The sequence below is a fragment of the Pseudomonas sp. D8002 genome (assembly GCF_013385695.1).
Classification (GTDB): domain Bacteria; phylum Pseudomonadota; class Gammaproteobacteria; order Pseudomonadales; family Pseudomonadaceae; genus Aquipseudomonas.
This window is the reverse complement of sequence record NZ_JACAPM010000002.1, coordinates 17,986-34,001: the sequence shown is the minus strand read 5'-3', so window position 1 is coordinate 34,001 and position 16,016 is coordinate 17,986. Positions and strand designations below refer to the sequence as shown.

General features: G+C 61.4%; 16 protein-coding genes. 13 read left to right on the top strand and 3 right to left on the bottom strand.

Features of this window, described 5'->3' with window-relative positions:
• Nucleotides 1-3: 3 nt before the first annotated feature.
• The 10 genes from HX807_RS00370 to HX807_RS00325 all read left to right on the top strand — a co-directional run bounded on the left by HX807_RS00370 (nucleotide 4) and on the right by HX807_RS00325 (nucleotide 9,666).
• On the top strand, nucleotides 4-2,925 hold the full coding sequence (locus tag HX807_RS00370) for a monovalent cation/H+ antiporter subunit A (protein WP_003211746.1): 2,922 nt from the start codon (nucleotides 4-6) through the stop codon (nucleotides 2,923-2,925).
• The gene (locus HX807_RS00365) at nucleotides 2,925-3,269 is read left to right on the top strand and encodes a Na+/H+ antiporter subunit C (RefSeq protein ID WP_003192163.1); all 345 of its coding nucleotides are present in this window, start codon (nucleotides 2,925-2,927) and stop codon (nucleotides 3,267-3,269) included. Before HX807_RS00370 ends, HX807_RS00365 begins: the two co-directional genes overlap by 1 nt.
• Complete coding sequence (locus HX807_RS00360; protein ID WP_134326984.1) at nucleotides 3,266-4,948, top strand: monovalent cation/H+ antiporter subunit D; 1,683 nt, start codon at nucleotides 3,266-3,268, stop codon at nucleotides 4,946-4,948. Before HX807_RS00365 ends, HX807_RS00360 begins: the two co-directional genes overlap by 4 nt.
• Entirely contained in the window at nucleotides 4,945-5,433 is a 489-nt protein-coding gene (locus HX807_RS00355) for a Na+/H+ antiporter subunit E (protein WP_003211750.1), read from the top strand. The genes HX807_RS00360 and HX807_RS00355 overlap by 4 nt, the downstream gene beginning before the upstream one ends.
• Nucleotides 5,430-5,708 (top strand): K+/H+ antiporter subunit F, encoded by a 279-nt coding sequence (locus tag HX807_RS00350; protein ID WP_003211751.1) that lies wholly within the window; start codon nucleotides 5,430-5,432, stop codon nucleotides 5,706-5,708. Before HX807_RS00355 ends, HX807_RS00350 begins: the two co-directional genes overlap by 4 nt.
• Nucleotides 5,705-6,073: a Na+/H+ antiporter subunit G gene (locus HX807_RS00345; RefSeq protein WP_003211753.1), complete on the top strand. Its 369-nt coding sequence runs from the start codon at nucleotides 5,705-5,707 to the stop codon at nucleotides 6,071-6,073. Before HX807_RS00350 ends, HX807_RS00345 begins: the two co-directional genes overlap by 4 nt.
• Before the next feature lie 106 nt (nucleotides 6,074-6,179).
• The gene (locus HX807_RS00340) at nucleotides 6,180-7,115 is read left to right on the top strand and encodes an alpha/beta hydrolase (protein ID WP_177049033.1); all 936 of its coding nucleotides are present in this window, start codon (nucleotides 6,180-6,182) and stop codon (nucleotides 7,113-7,115) included.
• 115 nt (nucleotides 7,116-7,230) lie between these two features.
• A complete protein-coding gene (locus tag HX807_RS00335; protein ID WP_008432438.1) occupies nucleotides 7,231-8,160 on the top strand; it encodes a hypothetical protein in 930 nt (309 codons plus the stop codon).
• Between the two features lie 134 nt (nucleotides 8,161-8,294).
• Nucleotides 8,295-9,047, top strand: a complete 753-nt coding sequence (locus HX807_RS00330; protein ID WP_177023297.1) for a 3-oxoacyl-ACP reductase family protein — start codon at nucleotides 8,295-8,297, stop codon at nucleotides 9,045-9,047.
• A gap of 31 nt (nucleotides 9,048-9,078) precedes the next feature.
• Nucleotides 9,079-9,666 carry a TetR/AcrR family transcriptional regulator gene (locus HX807_RS00325; RefSeq protein WP_177049032.1) on the top strand — a complete coding sequence of 196 codons (588 nt, stop codon included), beginning with the start codon at nucleotides 9,079-9,081 and terminating at the stop codon, nucleotides 9,664-9,666.
• 8 nt (nucleotides 9,667-9,674) lie between these two features.
• Here HX807_RS00325 and lepB read toward each other — a convergent pair whose 3' ends face one another.
• The gene (lepB, locus tag HX807_RS00320; protein ID WP_003211763.1) at nucleotides 9,675-10,343 is read right to left on the bottom strand and encodes a signal peptidase I; all 669 of its coding nucleotides are present in this window, start codon (nucleotides 10,341-10,343) and stop codon (nucleotides 9,675-9,677) included.
• A gap of 160 nt (nucleotides 10,344-10,503) precedes the next feature.
• On the opposite strand from lepB, the gene HX807_RS00315 reads away from it, so the two are divergent.
• Nucleotides 10,504-11,055: a dihydrofolate reductase family protein gene (locus HX807_RS00315; RefSeq protein ID WP_102605514.1), complete on the top strand. Its 552-nt coding sequence runs from the start codon at nucleotides 10,504-10,506 to the stop codon at nucleotides 11,053-11,055.
• Nucleotides 11,056-11,311: 256 nt separating this feature from the next.
• On the opposite strand, the gene cysS is transcribed toward HX807_RS00315, so the two are convergent.
• Nucleotides 11,312-12,700 carry a cysteine--tRNA ligase gene (gene cysS, locus HX807_RS00310; protein WP_008432427.1) on the bottom strand — a complete coding sequence of 463 codons (1,389 nt, stop codon included), beginning with the start codon at nucleotides 12,698-12,700 and terminating at the stop codon, nucleotides 11,312-11,314.
• A 20-nt stretch (nucleotides 12,701-12,720) separates the two neighbouring features.
• Nucleotides 12,721-14,421 (bottom strand): glutamine--tRNA ligase/YqeY domain fusion protein, encoded by a 1,701-nt coding sequence (locus HX807_RS00305; protein WP_177020708.1) that lies wholly within the window; start codon nucleotides 14,419-14,421, stop codon nucleotides 12,721-12,723.
• Nucleotides 14,422-14,667: 246 nt separating this feature from the next.
• On the opposite strand from HX807_RS00305, the gene HX807_RS00300 reads away from it, so the two are divergent.
• Nucleotides 14,668-15,171, top strand: coding sequence for a peptidylprolyl isomerase (locus HX807_RS00300; RefSeq protein WP_003211783.1), 504 nt, complete (start codon nucleotides 14,668-14,670; stop codon nucleotides 15,169-15,171).
• Complete coding sequence (gene lpxH / locus HX807_RS00295) at nucleotides 15,168-15,917, top strand: UDP-2,3-diacylglucosamine diphosphatase (RefSeq protein ID WP_177028448.1); 750 nt, start codon at nucleotides 15,168-15,170, stop codon at nucleotides 15,915-15,917. The genes HX807_RS00300 and lpxH overlap by 4 nt, the downstream gene beginning before the upstream one ends.
• Nucleotides 15,918-16,016: the final 99 nt, after the last annotated feature.

Here is a 16,016-nt window from a genome sequence, read left to right as displayed (position 1 = left end):
CCTATGTCCCTGATAGTTCTACTGCTTCTGCCTTTTATCGGCAGCTGTCTGGCGGCCTTGCTGCCGCACAACGCACGCAACACAGAGTCCCTGCTGGCCGGCCTTGTGGCCCTGGTCGGGACGGTTCAAGTCGCCCTGCTGTACCCCCAGATCGCCCATGGTGGCGTGATACGTGAAGAATTCATGTGGTTGCCCAGCCTCGGGCTGAACTTCGTATTGCGCATGGACGGTTTTGCCTGGTTGTTCTCGATGCTGGTGCTGGGCATCGGGACCCTGGTGTCGCTGTACGCCCGGTATTACATGTCGCCGGAAGACCCGGTGCCGCGCTTCTTCGCGTTTTTCCTGGCCTTCATGGGTGCGATGCTCGGCCTGGTGATCTCCGGCAACCTGATCCAGATCGTGTTTTTCTGGGAGCTCACCAGCCTGTTCTCGTTCCTGCTGATCGGCTACTGGCACCACCGCGCCGATGCCCGGCGTGGCGCCTATATGGCGCTGATGGTCACCGGCGCGGGCGGCTTGTGCCTGCTGGCGGGGGTGATGCTGCTCGGGCATATCGTCGGCAGCTACGACCTGGACCAGGTCCTGGCTGCCGGTGATCAGATCCGTGCCCATTCGTTGTACCCGATCATGCTCGCCCTGGTGCTGATCGGCGCCCTGAGCAAAAGCGCGCAATTCCCCTTCCACTTCTGGCTGCCCCACGCCATGGCTGCACCGACGCCGGTGTCGGCCTACCTGCACTCGGCAACGATGGTGAAGGCCGGCGTGTTCCTGCTGGCCCGCCTGTGGCCGTCGCTGTCCGGCAGCGAAGAGTGGTTCTGGATTGTCGGCGGTGCCGGTGCCATTACCCTGCTGCTCGGCGCTTATTGCGCCATGTTCCAGAACGACCTCAAAGGCCTGCTGGCCTACTCCACCATCAGCCACCTCGGGCTGATCACCTTGCTGCTGGGCCTCAACAGCCCGCTGGCCGCTGTCGCCGCCGTATTCCATATCCTTAACCACGCCACTTTCAAGGCGTCGCTGTTCATGGCGGCGGGGATCATCGACCACGAAAGCGGCACCCGTGACATCCGCAAGCTCAGCGGCCTGTTCAAGCTGATTCCGTTTACCGCCACCCTGGCGATGGTCGCCAGTGCGTCCATGGCCGGCGTGCCGCTGCTCAACGGTTTCCTGTCCAAGGAAATGTTCTTCGCCGAGACCGTATTTATCTCCGCCACCGCCTGGGTGGAAATCGCCCTGCCGGTCATCGCCACCATCGCCGGTACCTTCAGCGTGGCCTATGCCCTGCGCTTTACCGTGGATGTGTTCTTCGGCCCCAAGGCCACCAACCTGCCCCACACCCCGCACGAGCCGCCACGCTGGATGCGTGCGCCGGTGGAGTTGCTGGTGTTTACCTGCCTGCTGGTGGGGATTTTCCCGGCCCAGGTGGTCGGTTCGATCCTCGCCGCAGCGGCCCTGCCGGTGGTCGGCGGCGAACTGCCGGAATACAGCCTCGCCATCTGGCACGGCTGGAACGCGCCAATGATCATGAGCCTGGTGGCCATGTCCGGCGGTGTCGTGCTCTATCTGCTGCTGCGCAAGCAACTCAAGTTGGGCCGCTTCAAATACCCGCCGATCATCAGCTACTTCAATGGCAAGCGCGGCTTCGAGCGCTGCCTGGTGGTGATGATGCGCGGGGTGCGCAAGATCGAAAAACGCATCAGCACCAAACGCCTGCAAACCCAGCTGTTCCTGCTGGTGCTGGCGGCGGTGATCGCCGGGTTGATCCCGATGCTCTACAGCGGCATCAGTTGGGGCGACCGGCCGAAGATCCCGGGCTCCATCGTGTTCGTCACCCTGTGGCTGCTGGCAATCGCCTGCGCCCTGGGCGCCGCCTGGCAAGCCAAGTACCACCGGCTGGCAGCCCTGACCATGGTCAGCGTGTGCGGGATGGTGACCTGCGTGACCTTCGTCTGGTTCTCGGCGCCAGACCTGGCGCTGACGCAACTGGTGGTTGAAGTGGTCACCACCGTGCTGATCCTGCTGGGCCTGCGCTGGCTGCCACGGCGGATCGAAGAAGTTTCCCCACTGCCCAGCTCGCTGCGCAAGGCACGCATCCGCCGCCTGCGGGACTTCCTCCTGTCCACCGTGGTCGGTGGCGGCATGGCGCTGCTCTCCTACGCGATGCTGACCCGCCAGACCCCCAACGACATCTCCTCCTTCTACCTCAGCCGTGCCCTGCCAGAAGGCGGTGGCAGCAATGTGGTGAACGTGATGCTGGTGGACTTCCGGGGCTTCGACACCCTGGGAGAAATCACCGTGCTCGGCGCCGTGGCGCTGACCGTCTACGCCCTGCTGCGCCGCTTCCGCCCGTCGAAGGAAAGCATGGAGCTGCCCGCGCAACAGCGCCAACTGGCACCCGACGTGGCCACCGACCTGATCAACCCGCGCCAGGCCAGCGACACCGCCCTGGGCTTCATGATGGTGCCGGCGGTGCTGGTGCGCCTGCTGCTGCCGATTGCGCTGGTTGTCTCGTTCTACCTGTTCATGCGTGGGCACAACCAACCGGGCGGCGGGTTTGTCGCCGGCCTGGTGATGTCCGTCGCGTTCATCCTGCAATACATGGTCGCCGGTACCCAGTGGGTCGAGGCGCAGATGAGCCTGCGGCCGATGCGCTGGATGGGCTTTGGCTTGTTGTCGGCAACCCTGACCGGGCTGGGCGCACTGCTCGCCGGCTACCCGTTCCTCACCACGCACACCTGGCACTTCAGCCTGCCGGTGCTGGGGGACATCCACGTCGCCAGCGCGCTGTTCTTCGACGTCGGTGTGTACGCCATGGTGGTCGGCTCGACCTTGCTGATGCTCACCGCCCTCGGCCACCAATCGGTGCGCGCCCATAAACCCAGTAACCAGGCGAAAGCCGTTGCCAGCCCAGGAGGAGCCGCCTGATGGAAGAAGTCATCGCAATTGCCATTGGGGTCCTGGCGGCCTCCGGCGTCTGGCTGATCCTGCGGCCACGGACGTTCCAGGTGGTGATGGGCCTGTGCCTGCTCTCCTACGGGGTCAACCTGTTCATCTTCAGCATGGGCAGCCTGTTCATCGGCAAGGAGCCGATCATCAAGGATGGCGTGCCGCAAGACTTGCTCAACTACACCGATCCGCTGCCCCAGGCCCTGGTGCTGACGGCAATCGTGATCAGCTTCGCCATGACCGCACTGTTCCTGGTGGTGCTGCTGGCATCCCGGGGCCTGACCGGCACTGACCATGTGGACGGCCGGGAGCCCAAGGAATGACCTGGATGAATCAACTGATCATCGCGCCGATCCTGCTGCCGTTGCTGACCGCCGCGCTGATGCTGATGCTCGGCGAGAAGCACCGCCCGCTCAAGGCGCGGATCAACCTGTTCTCCAGCATGGTGGGCCTGGGCATCGCCGTGCTGTTGCTGTACTGGACCCAGAAAGGCGGCCCCGGCTCCATCGGTGTGTACCTGCCGGGCAACTGGCAGGTGCCGTTCGGCATCGTGCTGGTGGTGGACCAACTCTCGGCGATGATGCTGGTGCTCACCGGGATCATTGGCGTCAGCGCCCTGCTGTTCGCCATGGCCCGTTGGGACCGCGCCGGCACCAGTTTCCATGCGCTGTTCCAGATTCAGCTGATGGGCCTGTATGGCGCCTTTCTGACCGCCGACCTGTTCAACCTGTTCGTGTTTTTCGAAGTGCTGCTGGCGGCGTCCTACGGCCTGATGCTCCACGGTTCCGGCCGGGCGCGGGTGTCGGCGGGGCTGCATTACATCTCGATCAACCTGCTGGCCTCGACCTTGTTCCTGATTGGCGCGGCGCTGATCTATGGCGTCACCGGTACCCTGAACTTTGCCGACCTGGCACTGAAAATCCCCCTGGTGCCGGAAGCCGATCGCGGCCTGCTGCATGCCGGTGCGGGCATCCTCGCCGTCGCCTTCCTGGCCAAGGCCGGAATGTGGCCGCTGAACTTCTGGCTGGCGCCTGCCTACTCCTCGGCCAGTGCGCCAGTGGCGGCGATGTTTGCGATCATGACCAAGGTCGGCGTGTACACCGTGCTGCGTCTGTGGAACCTGCTGTTCTCCGGCCAGGCGGGTGCCTCGGCACTGTTTGGCGGCGACTGGCTGATCTACGGCGGCATGGCAACCATCGTCTGCGCGGCGCTGGCGATGATCGCGGCGCAACGCCTGGAACGCATGGCCAGCCTGAGCATCCTGGTGTCCGCCGGGATCCTGCTGTCGGCGGTGGGTTTTGCCCAGCCAAGCCTGACCGCCGGGGCGCTGTTTTATCTGGTCAGCTCCACCCTGGCGCTGAGTGCGCTGTTCCTGCTGGCCGAATTGATCGAGCGTTCGCGCTCGGCCAACGACATGCCCCTGGACGACGAAATCGAAGCCCTGCCCAAGGCCATGGAATCCCTGCATCCACCGCCCGGCACCAATCTCGACGATGAACAGAAAGCCGTGGTCGGCCAGGTGATTCCCTGGACGGTGGCGTTCCTCGGCCTGAGTTTTATCGCCTGCGCCCTGCTGATCATCGGCATGCCGCCGCTGTCCGGGTTTATCGGCAAGCTCAGCCTGCTCAGCGCCTTGATCAACCCGATGGGCCTGGGCAATGCCATCGACGAATCGGTGCGTCCGGCCGCCTGGGGCCTGGTAGCACTGCTGATCTTCTCCGGCCTGGCTTCGCTGATCGCCTTCGCCCGCCTCGGCATCCAGCGTTTCTGGACCCCGGAAGAACGTCCATCGCCGCTGCTGCGCCGCTTCGAATGCGTGCCGATTTTCTTCCTGCTGGGCCTGAGCATCGCCCTGACGTTCAAGGCCGAGCCGCTGATGCGCTATACCCAGGCGGCCGCCGAGAGCCTGAACAACCCGGAACACTATGTGATGGCGGTCATGGCGACGCGTCCGGTGCCGAGCCCTGAAGCCAAGGCCGCCGCCCTGGAGGTGCAGCCATGAAGCGCCTGTTCCCTGCCCCGTGGCTGTCATTGGCATTGTGGTTGTTGTGGCTGGTGCTGAACCTGTCCGTCAGCCCCGGCAACCTGCTGCTGGGGGCAATCCTCGGCTTTGCCGCACCGCTGATGATGGCGCCGTTGCGCCCGCTGCCGATCCGCATCCGCCGCCCGGGGGTGATCATCCGGTTGTTCTTCCTGGTGGGGCGTGACGTGATCATCTCCAACCTCGCCGTGGCCTGGGGCATCCTGACCTGCGGCTCGCGCCCACCGCGTTCGCGCTTTATCAAGATCCCCCTGGACCTGCGGGATGCCAACGGCCTGGCCGTGCTGGCGATGATCACCAGCGTGACGCCGGGCACCGTATGGTCGGAACTGGCCCTGGACCGCAGCGTCCTGCTGATCCACGTGTTCGACCTGGATGACGAAGCGCAGTTTATCGAGCACTTCAAACACGCCTACGAACGGCCCCTGATGGAGATCTTCGAATGAGCGCCCTGCTCTCCAATGCGATCCTGTTCAGCCTGTTCCTGTTCTCCCTGGCCATGGTGCTGACCCTGGTGCGCCTGTTCAAAGGCCCGTCGGCCCAGGACCGGGTGCTGGCGCTGGATTACCTGTACATCCTGGCCATGCTGATGATGCTGGTGCTGGGTATTCGGTATGCCAGTGACACGTATTTTGAAGCAGCGCTGTTGATTGCGCTGTTTGGCTTTGTGGGGTCATTTGCCCTGGCGAAATTCCTGCTGCGTGGGGAGGTGATCGAATGATCAATGTCGACGTGTTGCCGCTGTGGGTTGAAGTGATCGTCGCGGTATTGTTAGTGCTTAGCAGCCTGTTTGCGCTGATTGGGGCGATTGGGTTGTTGCGGATGAAAGACTTTTTCCAGCGCATGCACCCGCCGGCGCTGGCCTCGACCTTGGGCGCCTGGTGCGTGGCGTTGGCCTCGATCATCTACTTTTCGGTGCTCAAGTCCGGTCCGGTATTGCACGGCTGGTTGATCCCGATTCTGCTATCGATCACGGTGCCGGTGACCACGTTATTGCTGGCACGCACTGCGCTGTTCCGCAAGCGCATGGCTGGGGATGATGTGCCGGCTGAAGTCAGTAGCCGTCGCACTGACAGCGGCAGCTGATCCCGGCAGGCGCCGCAGTGGTGAAATTCGTTCTCCAATAGAATCCATAAAATAGAACCTCAATCGCTAATCCCGGTATCGGGATCACTTTATGAGGTTCTCCCCCATGGCATTCACTCCCCTTGTCCAGGCCCATCTCGACGCGTGGGTTGCCTGCGCCGCTGACTTCGGCCCATTTCTCACGGGCCAGGAAACCACCCTCACCCTCAATGAGCAGCGCAAGGCTTATGAGCAGGTGCTTTGTTCCCATCCGATTCCCGCCGGTGTCAGCTTTTGTGACGTCGATATGGGTGGCGTACCGGGCATGATGGTCGTGCCTGATGGGTTTGAGGGTGACCAGGTGCTGCTTTACATCCACGGCGGTGGTTATGTCGGCGGCAGCCCGCGGGGCTACCTGGGCCTTGCCGGCCACTTCGCAAAACTGCTGGGTGCAAAAGTCTACCTGCCCGACTACCGCCTGGCGCCCGAGCATCCGTTCCCCGTACCTATTGATGACACGTTGCAGGCTTATCGCTGGCTGCTCGACCAGGGCAATGACCCCAGGTCCATCGTGTTCTCGGGCGATTCGGCCGGCGGCGCAATGGTGGTGTCGGTGATGGTCAAGGCCCGCAACGCAGGCCTGCCACTGCCCGCCGGGGGCGCCGCCTTGTCGCCGTGGGCCAACCTGGAACACACCGGCGCCTCCATCGACAACCGTGACGGCCTCGACCCGCAAGCCTCCCGCCTGGGGCTGACGCTGCTTGCAAAAGCGTTTCTCAATGGCGTGCTGCCGAATGATCCCGATGCGTCGCCGGTGTTCGCGGACGTCCGGGGATTGCCGCCCATTCTGGTGCAGATCGGCGAAAACGAAGTCATGCTCAGCGACGCCATGCGCCTGGCCACCCACCTGGGGGAAAACCGGGTACGCGTGTCGCTGGAGGTTTGGCCCGGGATGTTTCATGTCTGGCATTTGTTTGCGGCAATCTTGCCCGAAGGCATGCAGGCCGTGGCGAATGCGGCGTTGTTTCTGGACCAGGCAATACGTGGCAGCCGTAGCGCTTGAGGGGTTGCCCATAGCGCGGGAAAGGCAGCGCTCCTGCCGATAACTATCTGTCACCTGGGGCCCCACCGCCCCACCTACCTTTATCGGACAACGTATCCCGATACAGGTAATGATCATGTATACCCATTCCGATGCACTGACCACGCTGTTTGATTTGCTCAACTCGCTGAATGCGCTGATTTCACATTTGACGAGCCAGCAACAGGCAGCCAAGCAGCGGGGTCTCGAGTTGTATCAACTCGGTGAATTCGAAGAGTGCGAAATCCACCTGACCATCTCCGCCTCGGCCGGCGATGCGCCGTCCCAATACGCCCTGGGCGAAGCCATCCGGCGCCGGGTCGGCAGTGTCGACCCCGAGGCCCAGGCGTGGTACCGCCTGGCCGCTGCCCAGGATCATGTGTACGCCCTGATGCGCCTGGGTGGCGAAACCAACCTGGCCAAGGCCAAGGCCCTCGCCCAGGCAGGTGCCGATGCTGGCGACGGCGCAGCGATGCTGCAGCTATATGAACTGACCAAAGATCGCTCGTGGCTGAGAAAGGCAGGTGATGCCGGCTGCGCCGAGGCCTATTACATTGCGGCGCTGTTGTACGACAAAAACCCGGAGGCCAGTGACAACCGCGACTCCATGCTCAGGTATGCGGCCTTCAAGGGCTTCCCGCCAGCGATGAAGTGGCTGGCCAACATGCAGACCTACTACCGCAACCTCTCCTACCAGCGCATACACCTGGAAAAACGGCTGGCGCTGAATGACCTTGATGGCGTCATGACCTATGCCGGTGCGCTCGGCGGGTTCGATATCGATGAAAGTGGCACCAACCGCTATCACTACCCCGAGAACAAAATCCACGCCTATGGGCTCTACTGGCTGGTCATGGACAGTACCCGGCAAAACCCACGGCACGCCGATGCCGCAGGCTACCTGCAACAACTGGCCAGCGCGCTGACTGCCGAAGAAATGGAAACAGCCAAGGCGTATGGCCGCCAGTGGAAAACCGAGCACCCGGCGCTGTCGGAGTTCAGGTTGACCTACAGCGACCTGAAATGACCGGCGTTTGATGAAGGATTCGAGAGCACATCCGGCAGTTAAGGATTAATTAATCCAAAAACAGCTTGGCGAAGTATTTCCAGGCTGGTACGGTTTAGTGGATTATTTAATCCACTAAACTTCAGGCCTCCCCCATGACAGCTCACACCCCTCGCTTCAACCACAAAGTCGCCCTGGTCACCGGCGGTTCCCGCGGTATCGGCGAAGCGATTGTCCGCCGGCTTGCAGCTGAAGGTGCAGCGGTCGCGTTTACCTATTCCTCCTCTGCCGACAAGGCGCAAGCGCTGGTTGGCCTGATCGAAAGCAAGGGCGGAAAAGCCTTGGCGATTCAGGCCGACAGCGCCGATGTGGCGGCAATAGATCGGGCGGTCGCGGCCACTGTCGAGCATTTCGGCGCCTTGAATATCCTGGTCAACAACGCCGGGATCCTGCTGATGGGCACCGTCGACACCTTCAGCCTGGAAGACTTCGACCGAATGTTTGCGGTCAATGTGCGGGCCACGTTTGCGGCGGCCAAGGCCAGCTCGGCGGTGATGCACACGGGTGACCGAATAATCACCGTCGGCAGCGTGGTCGCCCAACGTTCGGGCTTCCCGGGCTCCAGCGTCTATAGCATGACGAAGTCGGCGATCGCCGGTATGATCCGCGGCCTGGCGATTGATTTCGCGCCGCGCGGCATCACCGTCAACAACGTGCAGCCGGGCCCGACCAGCACCGACATGAACCCGGCAGACGGGCCCCATGCGGACATGATCAAAAGCCTGATCCCCTTGGGCCGCGTAGGTACCGCCGACGATGTTGCCGGCATGGTTGCTTATCTTGCGTCCGAAGAAGCGGCATTTGTCACCGGCACAAGCATGACCATCGATGGCGGCTACCTGGCCTGAGCCTTCACCTGCAATTTCCCCCGAGGTAACCATGGCAAGACCCAGAGCATTCGACCGCGACCAGGTGCTGCGCGAGGCCATCCGGGTTTTCTGCGACAAGGGTTTTGCCGCGGCCTCGACTGAAGAACTGATGCAGGCCATGGGACTGAGCCGCCAGAGCATGTACAACACCTTTGGCGACAAACGTCAGTTGTACCTGCTGGCGATGGCCGAGTATCAGCGCACCGGTGTCGATGACTTGATCGAGCGCCTGAACCAGGGCCCGACCCCGCTGCTGGCACTGCACGACACCCTGCAATCCTTCGCCACCCGCGCCCTGCGGGAAGGGACGGCGGGTTGCATGGGCGTCAATGCCATCTGCGAGTTCGGCCTGGAAGATGATGAGATCAATCAACTCACCGCCCACAGCGCCGAACGCTTGCGCAATGCATTCGAACAGACGCTGGAGCGTGCGCAGGAACAAGGCGAATTGACCGTCGGCACCGATCGCTCGGGCGCGTGTGATTTTCTGATGGCCACCCTCAGCGGCATGAAAGTCGCCAGCAAGGGCGGCGCCACCACTGAGCAGCTGGAGCGCATTGCGGGTTTTGCACTGCGGGCGCTGAGCGCAAACGCGTGATCAGCCCACTACAGGATCGGCGCGCCAAATCGGTCCAGTCGTGGCATCCAGTGGTCCAGGATCTGCGCTGACGCCAGGATATGGTGCGCATGCCCGATCAACAGCCGACGCGGCACAAACCCGATATAGCGGGAGTCATCGCTGTTATCGCGATTGTCGCCCAGCATGAAGTAACTGTCGGCAGGCACCACCACCGGGCCGAAATCGCGCAGCGCCCGTACTGTCGGCATGAACTGCACCGTGCGCTGGCTGCTGTTCGCACGCTCCGTCACCTTGATCCCCGGAACTGTTTGGCCAGGCGCGATGGGCTCGCTGATGTCCTGCCCATTACTGTAGGTGGCCGGCGTACCGTTGACCCACAACACCTCGTCGCGCATTTCCAGGGTATCGCCGGGGATACCGACAATGCGTTTGATCAAGCGCGTGCCGTCCTTGGGCGAGGAGAACGTGACGACATCTCCGCGCTGGGGGTTATCCAGTCTCGCCAGGGAAATATCGGTGAGGGGCAATTTGAGGTCGTACGCGACGCGATTGACCAGCACCACATCGCCCTCAAGCAACGTCGGGCGCATGGAACCGGACGGGATGGGATTCCAGTCAGCCAGGGAGGTGCGGAAAACCCCGAAGCACAGCCAGAAAATGATCGCGTAACGGTAGCGGATTAACCAACGGCGCATAGAGCCTCGCAATACGAAAAGGCACACCGGCCTGCGCCGGGTACCCACGGTGATTTTTGGCAATGCTCGCTTATTGCATCGCAAGATTAAATTAACATTAGCGTTGCCGACCCATGACAGTCGATATTTTCAAGCACACGGAAAAGGAGTTTCACGCCCCATGGATAGCAAATGTTCGGTCTTTATCGCAGCCAGCGTCGACGGCTTTATTGCCCGGCCAGACGGTGATATCGAGTGGCTTCATCGCCCTGAGTACGAAGGCGCCGAATTGAACGGCGTGACCTATGAACACTTCATCGCCACCGTGGATGCGCTAGTGATGGGCCGCAAGACCCTGGAAAAAGTGTTGTCCTTTCCGGAGTGGCCCTATGAGGGTTTTCCGGTGTTTGCGCTCTCTCATCAGCCGCTTGAGCTACCTGCACATTTGAAGGGCAAGGTTGAGGTCGTGAGCCAGGATGTGAACGCCCTCGTGGCCGAGTTAGCCGAGCGCGGGATGAAACACCTGTATATCGACGGCGGCCAGACGATTCAGCAGTTTCTTGAGGCGGGTTTGATCGACGAGATGATCATCACGCGTATTCCGGTTGTGCTGGGCCAGGGGATCCCCTTGTTCAGCCAGTTGGGTGGCGAGCATGAGCTTCGGCATATCGGCACGTATGCGTCGGATAATGGGTTTGTTCAAAGCCGGTATGAGGTCGGTGGCAAGCGCTGATGCTCATTGAGTAATTGGGTTAAATCGAGGTGTCTGTATCGCAGGCAAGCCAGCTCCCACATTAAGCAGCTATGCGCTTGATCCTGAACCGGCCTGATCTGTCCTTGAATGTGTCAACTATGTCCCCGCACAGGCGTCCGGCCCGTGGTCCGCTGCAAGCGCGGTCGCCATAGCCGCCAATACCCGAATAACGGATAGACAGGCCAAAAAAAACGCCCCGAACCAGTCGGGGCGTTTTTCATTCAGCAATCACCAATCAAGCCTGATCAGCCAACCGCCACGTCGTCCCGCCCTTCCCGTCTTCCAACACCACACCCATCGCGGTCAGTTGGTCACGGATACGGTCAGACTCCGCCCAGTCCTTGTTGGCCCGGGCAGTCAAACGTGCCTGGATCAGCGCATCAACTTCAGCGGCATCCACACGCCCTTCAGCGCCCGCCTGCAGGAAGTCATCGGCTTCCATCTGCAATACGCCCAGCACGCTAGCCAGCTCTTTCAAACGTGCGGCAAGCCCCGCCGCTGCGTCGAGATCGCTCTCGCGCAGGCGGTTGATCTCACGCACCATTTCAAACAGCACCGCGCAGGCCTCAGGCGTACCGAAGTCGTCGTTCATCACTTCGGTGAACCGCGCAACAAACGCTTCGCCGCCCGCAGGCGCCACGGAGGGCAGGCCTTTCAACGCGTGGTAGAAACGCTCCAGGGCGCCCTTGGCGTCCTTGAGGTTGTCTTCCGAGTAGTTGATCGCGCTGCGGTAATGGCTCGACACCAACAGGTAGCGCACCACTTCCGGGTGGTACTTTTCCAGCACGTCGCGAATGGTGAAGAAGTTGTTCAAGGACTTGGACATCTTCTCGCCATTGATGCGAATCATGCCGCAGTGCATCCACGCGTTGGCGTAGGTCTTGCCGGTGGCCGCTTCGCTTTGGGCGATTTCGTTTTCGTGGTGCGGGAACTCAAGGTCGCTGCCGCCGCCATGAATGTCGAAGGTCTCGCCCAGGCAGCAGGTGGACATCACCGAGCATTCGATGTGCCAGCCCGGGCGCCCGGCGCCCCATGGCGACTCCCAGCTCGGCTCGCCGGGCTTGGTGCCTTTCCACAGCACGAAGTCCAGCGGGTCTTGCTTGGCTTCGTCGACTTCGATCCGCGCACCGATGCGCAAGTCTTCGATTTTCTTGCGCGACAGCTTGCCGTAGCCCATGAACTTGGCGACGCGGTAGTACACGTCGCCATTGCCCGGGGCGTAGGCGTAACCCTTGTCGATCAGGGTCTGGATCATCGCGTGCATGCCCGGGATATGGTCCGTGGCGCGCGGTTCCATGTCCGGCTTGAGGATGTTGAGGCGTGCCTCGTCCTCGTGCATCGCAGCAATCATGCGCTCGGTCAGCGCATCGAACGACTCGCCGTTTTCGTTGGCGCGATTGATGATCTTGTCGTCGATGTCGGTGATGTTGCGCACATACGTCAGGTCATAACCGCTGAAACGCAACCAGCGGGTCACCAGGTCGAAGGCAACCATGCTGCGGCCGTGGCCGATGTGGCAGTAGTCGTACACGGTCATGCCGCACACGTACATGCGCACCTTGTTGCCATCCAGCGGCTTGAAGACTTCTTTGGTCTTGCTGAGTGTGTTGTAGATCGTTAGCACGACAGTTCCTTAAAACAGAATCACTGGCCCCACGAATCACGCAAGGTCACGGTACGGTTGAATACCGGCTGACCAGGTTTCGAGTCCTTGATATCCGCGCAGAAGTAACCTTCGCGCTCGAACTGGAAACGGTCTTCCGGCTGTGCGTCGCCAAGCGATGGCTCGGCACGACAACCCGTGAGAACTTGCAGCGAGTCAGGGTTGATGTTGTCCAGGAAACTGGCACTGTCTTCGGCCTTCTCGGGATTCGGCGAGCGGAACAGGCGATCGTACAGGCGCACTTCGCACTCGACGCTGGCCGCCGCCGGCACCCAGTGCACCACACCCTTGACCTTGCGGCCTTCCGGGTTCTTGCCCAGGGTGTCCGGGTCGTAGGAGCAACGCAGTTCGACGATGTTGCCATCGGCGTCCTTGATCGCTTCGTCGGCACGGATCACGTAGCTGCCGCGCAGGCGTACTTCGCCGTTCGGCTCCAGGCGCTTGTAGCCTTTTGGCGGCTCTTCCATGAAGTCATCGCGGTCGATGTAGATTTCACGGGCGAACGGCAGCTTGCGCACGCCGAGTTCTTCTTTCTGCGGATGACGCGGCAGTTCGAGGTTTTCGACCTGGCCTTCCGGGTAGTTGGTAATCACCACCTTCAACGGACGCAGCACGCACATGGCGCGCGGGGCGTTCGCGTCGAGGTCCTGACGGATGCTGAATTCGAGCATGCCGTAGTCGACCACACCGTCGGAGCGGTTGGTGCCGACCATCTCGCAGAAATTGCGGATCGATGCCGGGGTGTAGCCACGGCGGCGGAAGCCCGACAGCGTCGACATACGCGGGTCGTCCCAGCCAAACACGTGCTTTTCATCGACCAGTTGCTTGAGCTTGCGCTTGCTGGTGATGGTGTAGTTCAGGTTCAGGCGGCTGAACTCGTACTGACGCGGGTGCGCCGGTACCGGCAGGCTGTCGAGGAACCATTCGTACAGAGGACGGTGGCTTTCGAACTCCAGGGTGCAGATGGAGTGGGTGATGCCTTCGATGGCGTCCGACTGACCGTGGGTGAAGTCGTAGTTCGGGTAGATGCACCACTTGTCACCGGTCTGGTGGTGATGGGCGTGGCGGATGCGGTACATGATCGGGTCGCGCAGGTTCATGTTCGGCGAGGCCATGTCGATCTTGGCACGCAGTACGCGGGCGCCGTCCGGGAACTCGCCGGCGCGCATGCGGTTGAACCAGTCCAGGTTCTCTTCCACCGAACGGTCGCGGAACGGGCTGTTCTTGCCCGGCTCGGTCAGGGTGCCACGGTATTCCTTGGCTTGCTCCGGGGTCAGGTCGTCAACGTAGGCCTTGCCGGCCTTGATCAACTCGACGGCCCAGTCGAACAGCTGGTCGAAATACTTGGAGGCATAGCGCACTTCACCGGACCATTCGAAGCCCAGCCACTTGATGTCGCTCTCGATGGCGTCGATGTATTCCTGGTCTTCCTTGGCCGGGTTGGTGTCGTCGAAACGCAGGTGCGTGACGCCACCGAACTCCTGGGCCAGGCCGAAGTTCACACAGATCGACTTGGCGTGGCCGATGTGCAGGTAACCGTTGGGCTCAGGCGGGAAGCGGGTGACGATCTGCGTGTGCTTGCCCGAATCCAGGTCCGCCTGGATGATCGGGCGCAGGAAATTGACCGGGACGGCAGGTCCGGCCTTGGAATTCGAGGTAGGGTCGACAGTGGGCTTGCTCATAGGATCCTTGAACAGACGAAGTACTTGGCCGGGTGAGGCCGACAAACAAAGGGCTTATCATAGCCGATGCTGTCAAGGCCCTGACAGAGCGTGGCCAAAAACTGCTGCATTTATTGCATGGGCGGTAAAAAACCACCTCGAAATTCCCGCAGGTCACGCTAAACTGCGCGCCTTGGCTGCCGTTTTTGCCAAGCAGGTAAGGCGCAAAACGCCCAAACCCACGAATTCCTTGAAAGAGTAGTGAACATGACTCAAGTCAAACTGACCACCAACCACGGTGACATCGTCATCGAGCTGAACGCCGAGAAAGCGCCGATCACCGTCGCCAACTTCATCGAGTACGTTAAAGCCGGCCACTACGAAAACACTGTTTTCCACCGTGTCATCGGCAACTTCATGGTCCAGGGCGGCGGTTTCGAGCCTGGCATGAAAGAAAAGAAAGACAAGCGTCCCAGCATCCAGAACGAAGCGGACAACGGCCTTTCCAACGACAAGTACACCGTCGCCATGGCCCGTACCATGGAGCCGCATTCGGCCTCCGCGCAGTTCTTCATCAACGTCGCCGACAACACCTTCCTGAACCACAGCGGCAAGAACGTGCAGGGCTGGGGCTACGCGGTATTCGGTAAAGTCACCGAAGGCCAGGACGTTGTCGACAAGATCAAGGGTGTGCAAACCACCGGCAAGGCAGGTCACCAGGACGTTCCGGTAGAAGACGTTATCGTCGAGAAAGCCGAGATCGTTGAGTGATATTGCTGATTTCAGATTTGCATCTGGAAGAGGAGCGCCCGGACATAACCCGGGCGTTTCTGGATTTACTGCACGGCCGCGCCCGTTCCGCCCAGGCGTTGTACATTCTGGGGGACTTCTTTGAAGCCTGGATTGGCGACGATGGGATGACGCCCTTCCAGCGTTCGATTTGCCTGGCCCTGCGCGAGCTGAGCGACAGCGGCACCCAGATTTTCATCATGCATGGCAACCGGGATTTCCTGATCGGCAAGGCGTTCTGCAAAGCCGCAGGCGCAACCTTGCTCAAGGACCCGAGTGTGGTGCAACTCGCAGGCGAGCCCGTGCTGTTGATGCACGGCGACAGCCTGTGTACCCGCGACCTTGGCTATATGAAGCTGCGGCGCATCCTGCGTAACCCCATCACGCTGTTCATCCTGCGCCACCTGCCCTTGCGCACGCGGCACAAGCTGGCGCGCAAGCTGCGCAGTGAAAGCCGCGCGCAGACGCGAATGAAGACCAACGACATTGTCGATGTAACGCCCGAGGAAGTGCCGAGGGTGATGCAGCAGTTCGGCGTGCGTACGTTGGTGCATGGCCACACCCACCGCCCGGCGATTCACAAGTTGCAGATTGGCGAGCAAGCGGCCAAGCGCATTGTGCTGGGGGATTGGGACAAGCAAGGGTGGGCATTGCAGGTGGATGAGCAAGGGTTTCAACTGGCGGCGTTTGACTTCGTCAACCCGCAGTTGGCCTTGCCTGGCGCCTGATCCTCAGACACAACACCCATCAAATGTGGGAGCTGGCTTGCCTGCGATAGCATCACCTCGATGCATCTGATGTACCGAGGTGCCTGCATCGCAGGCAAG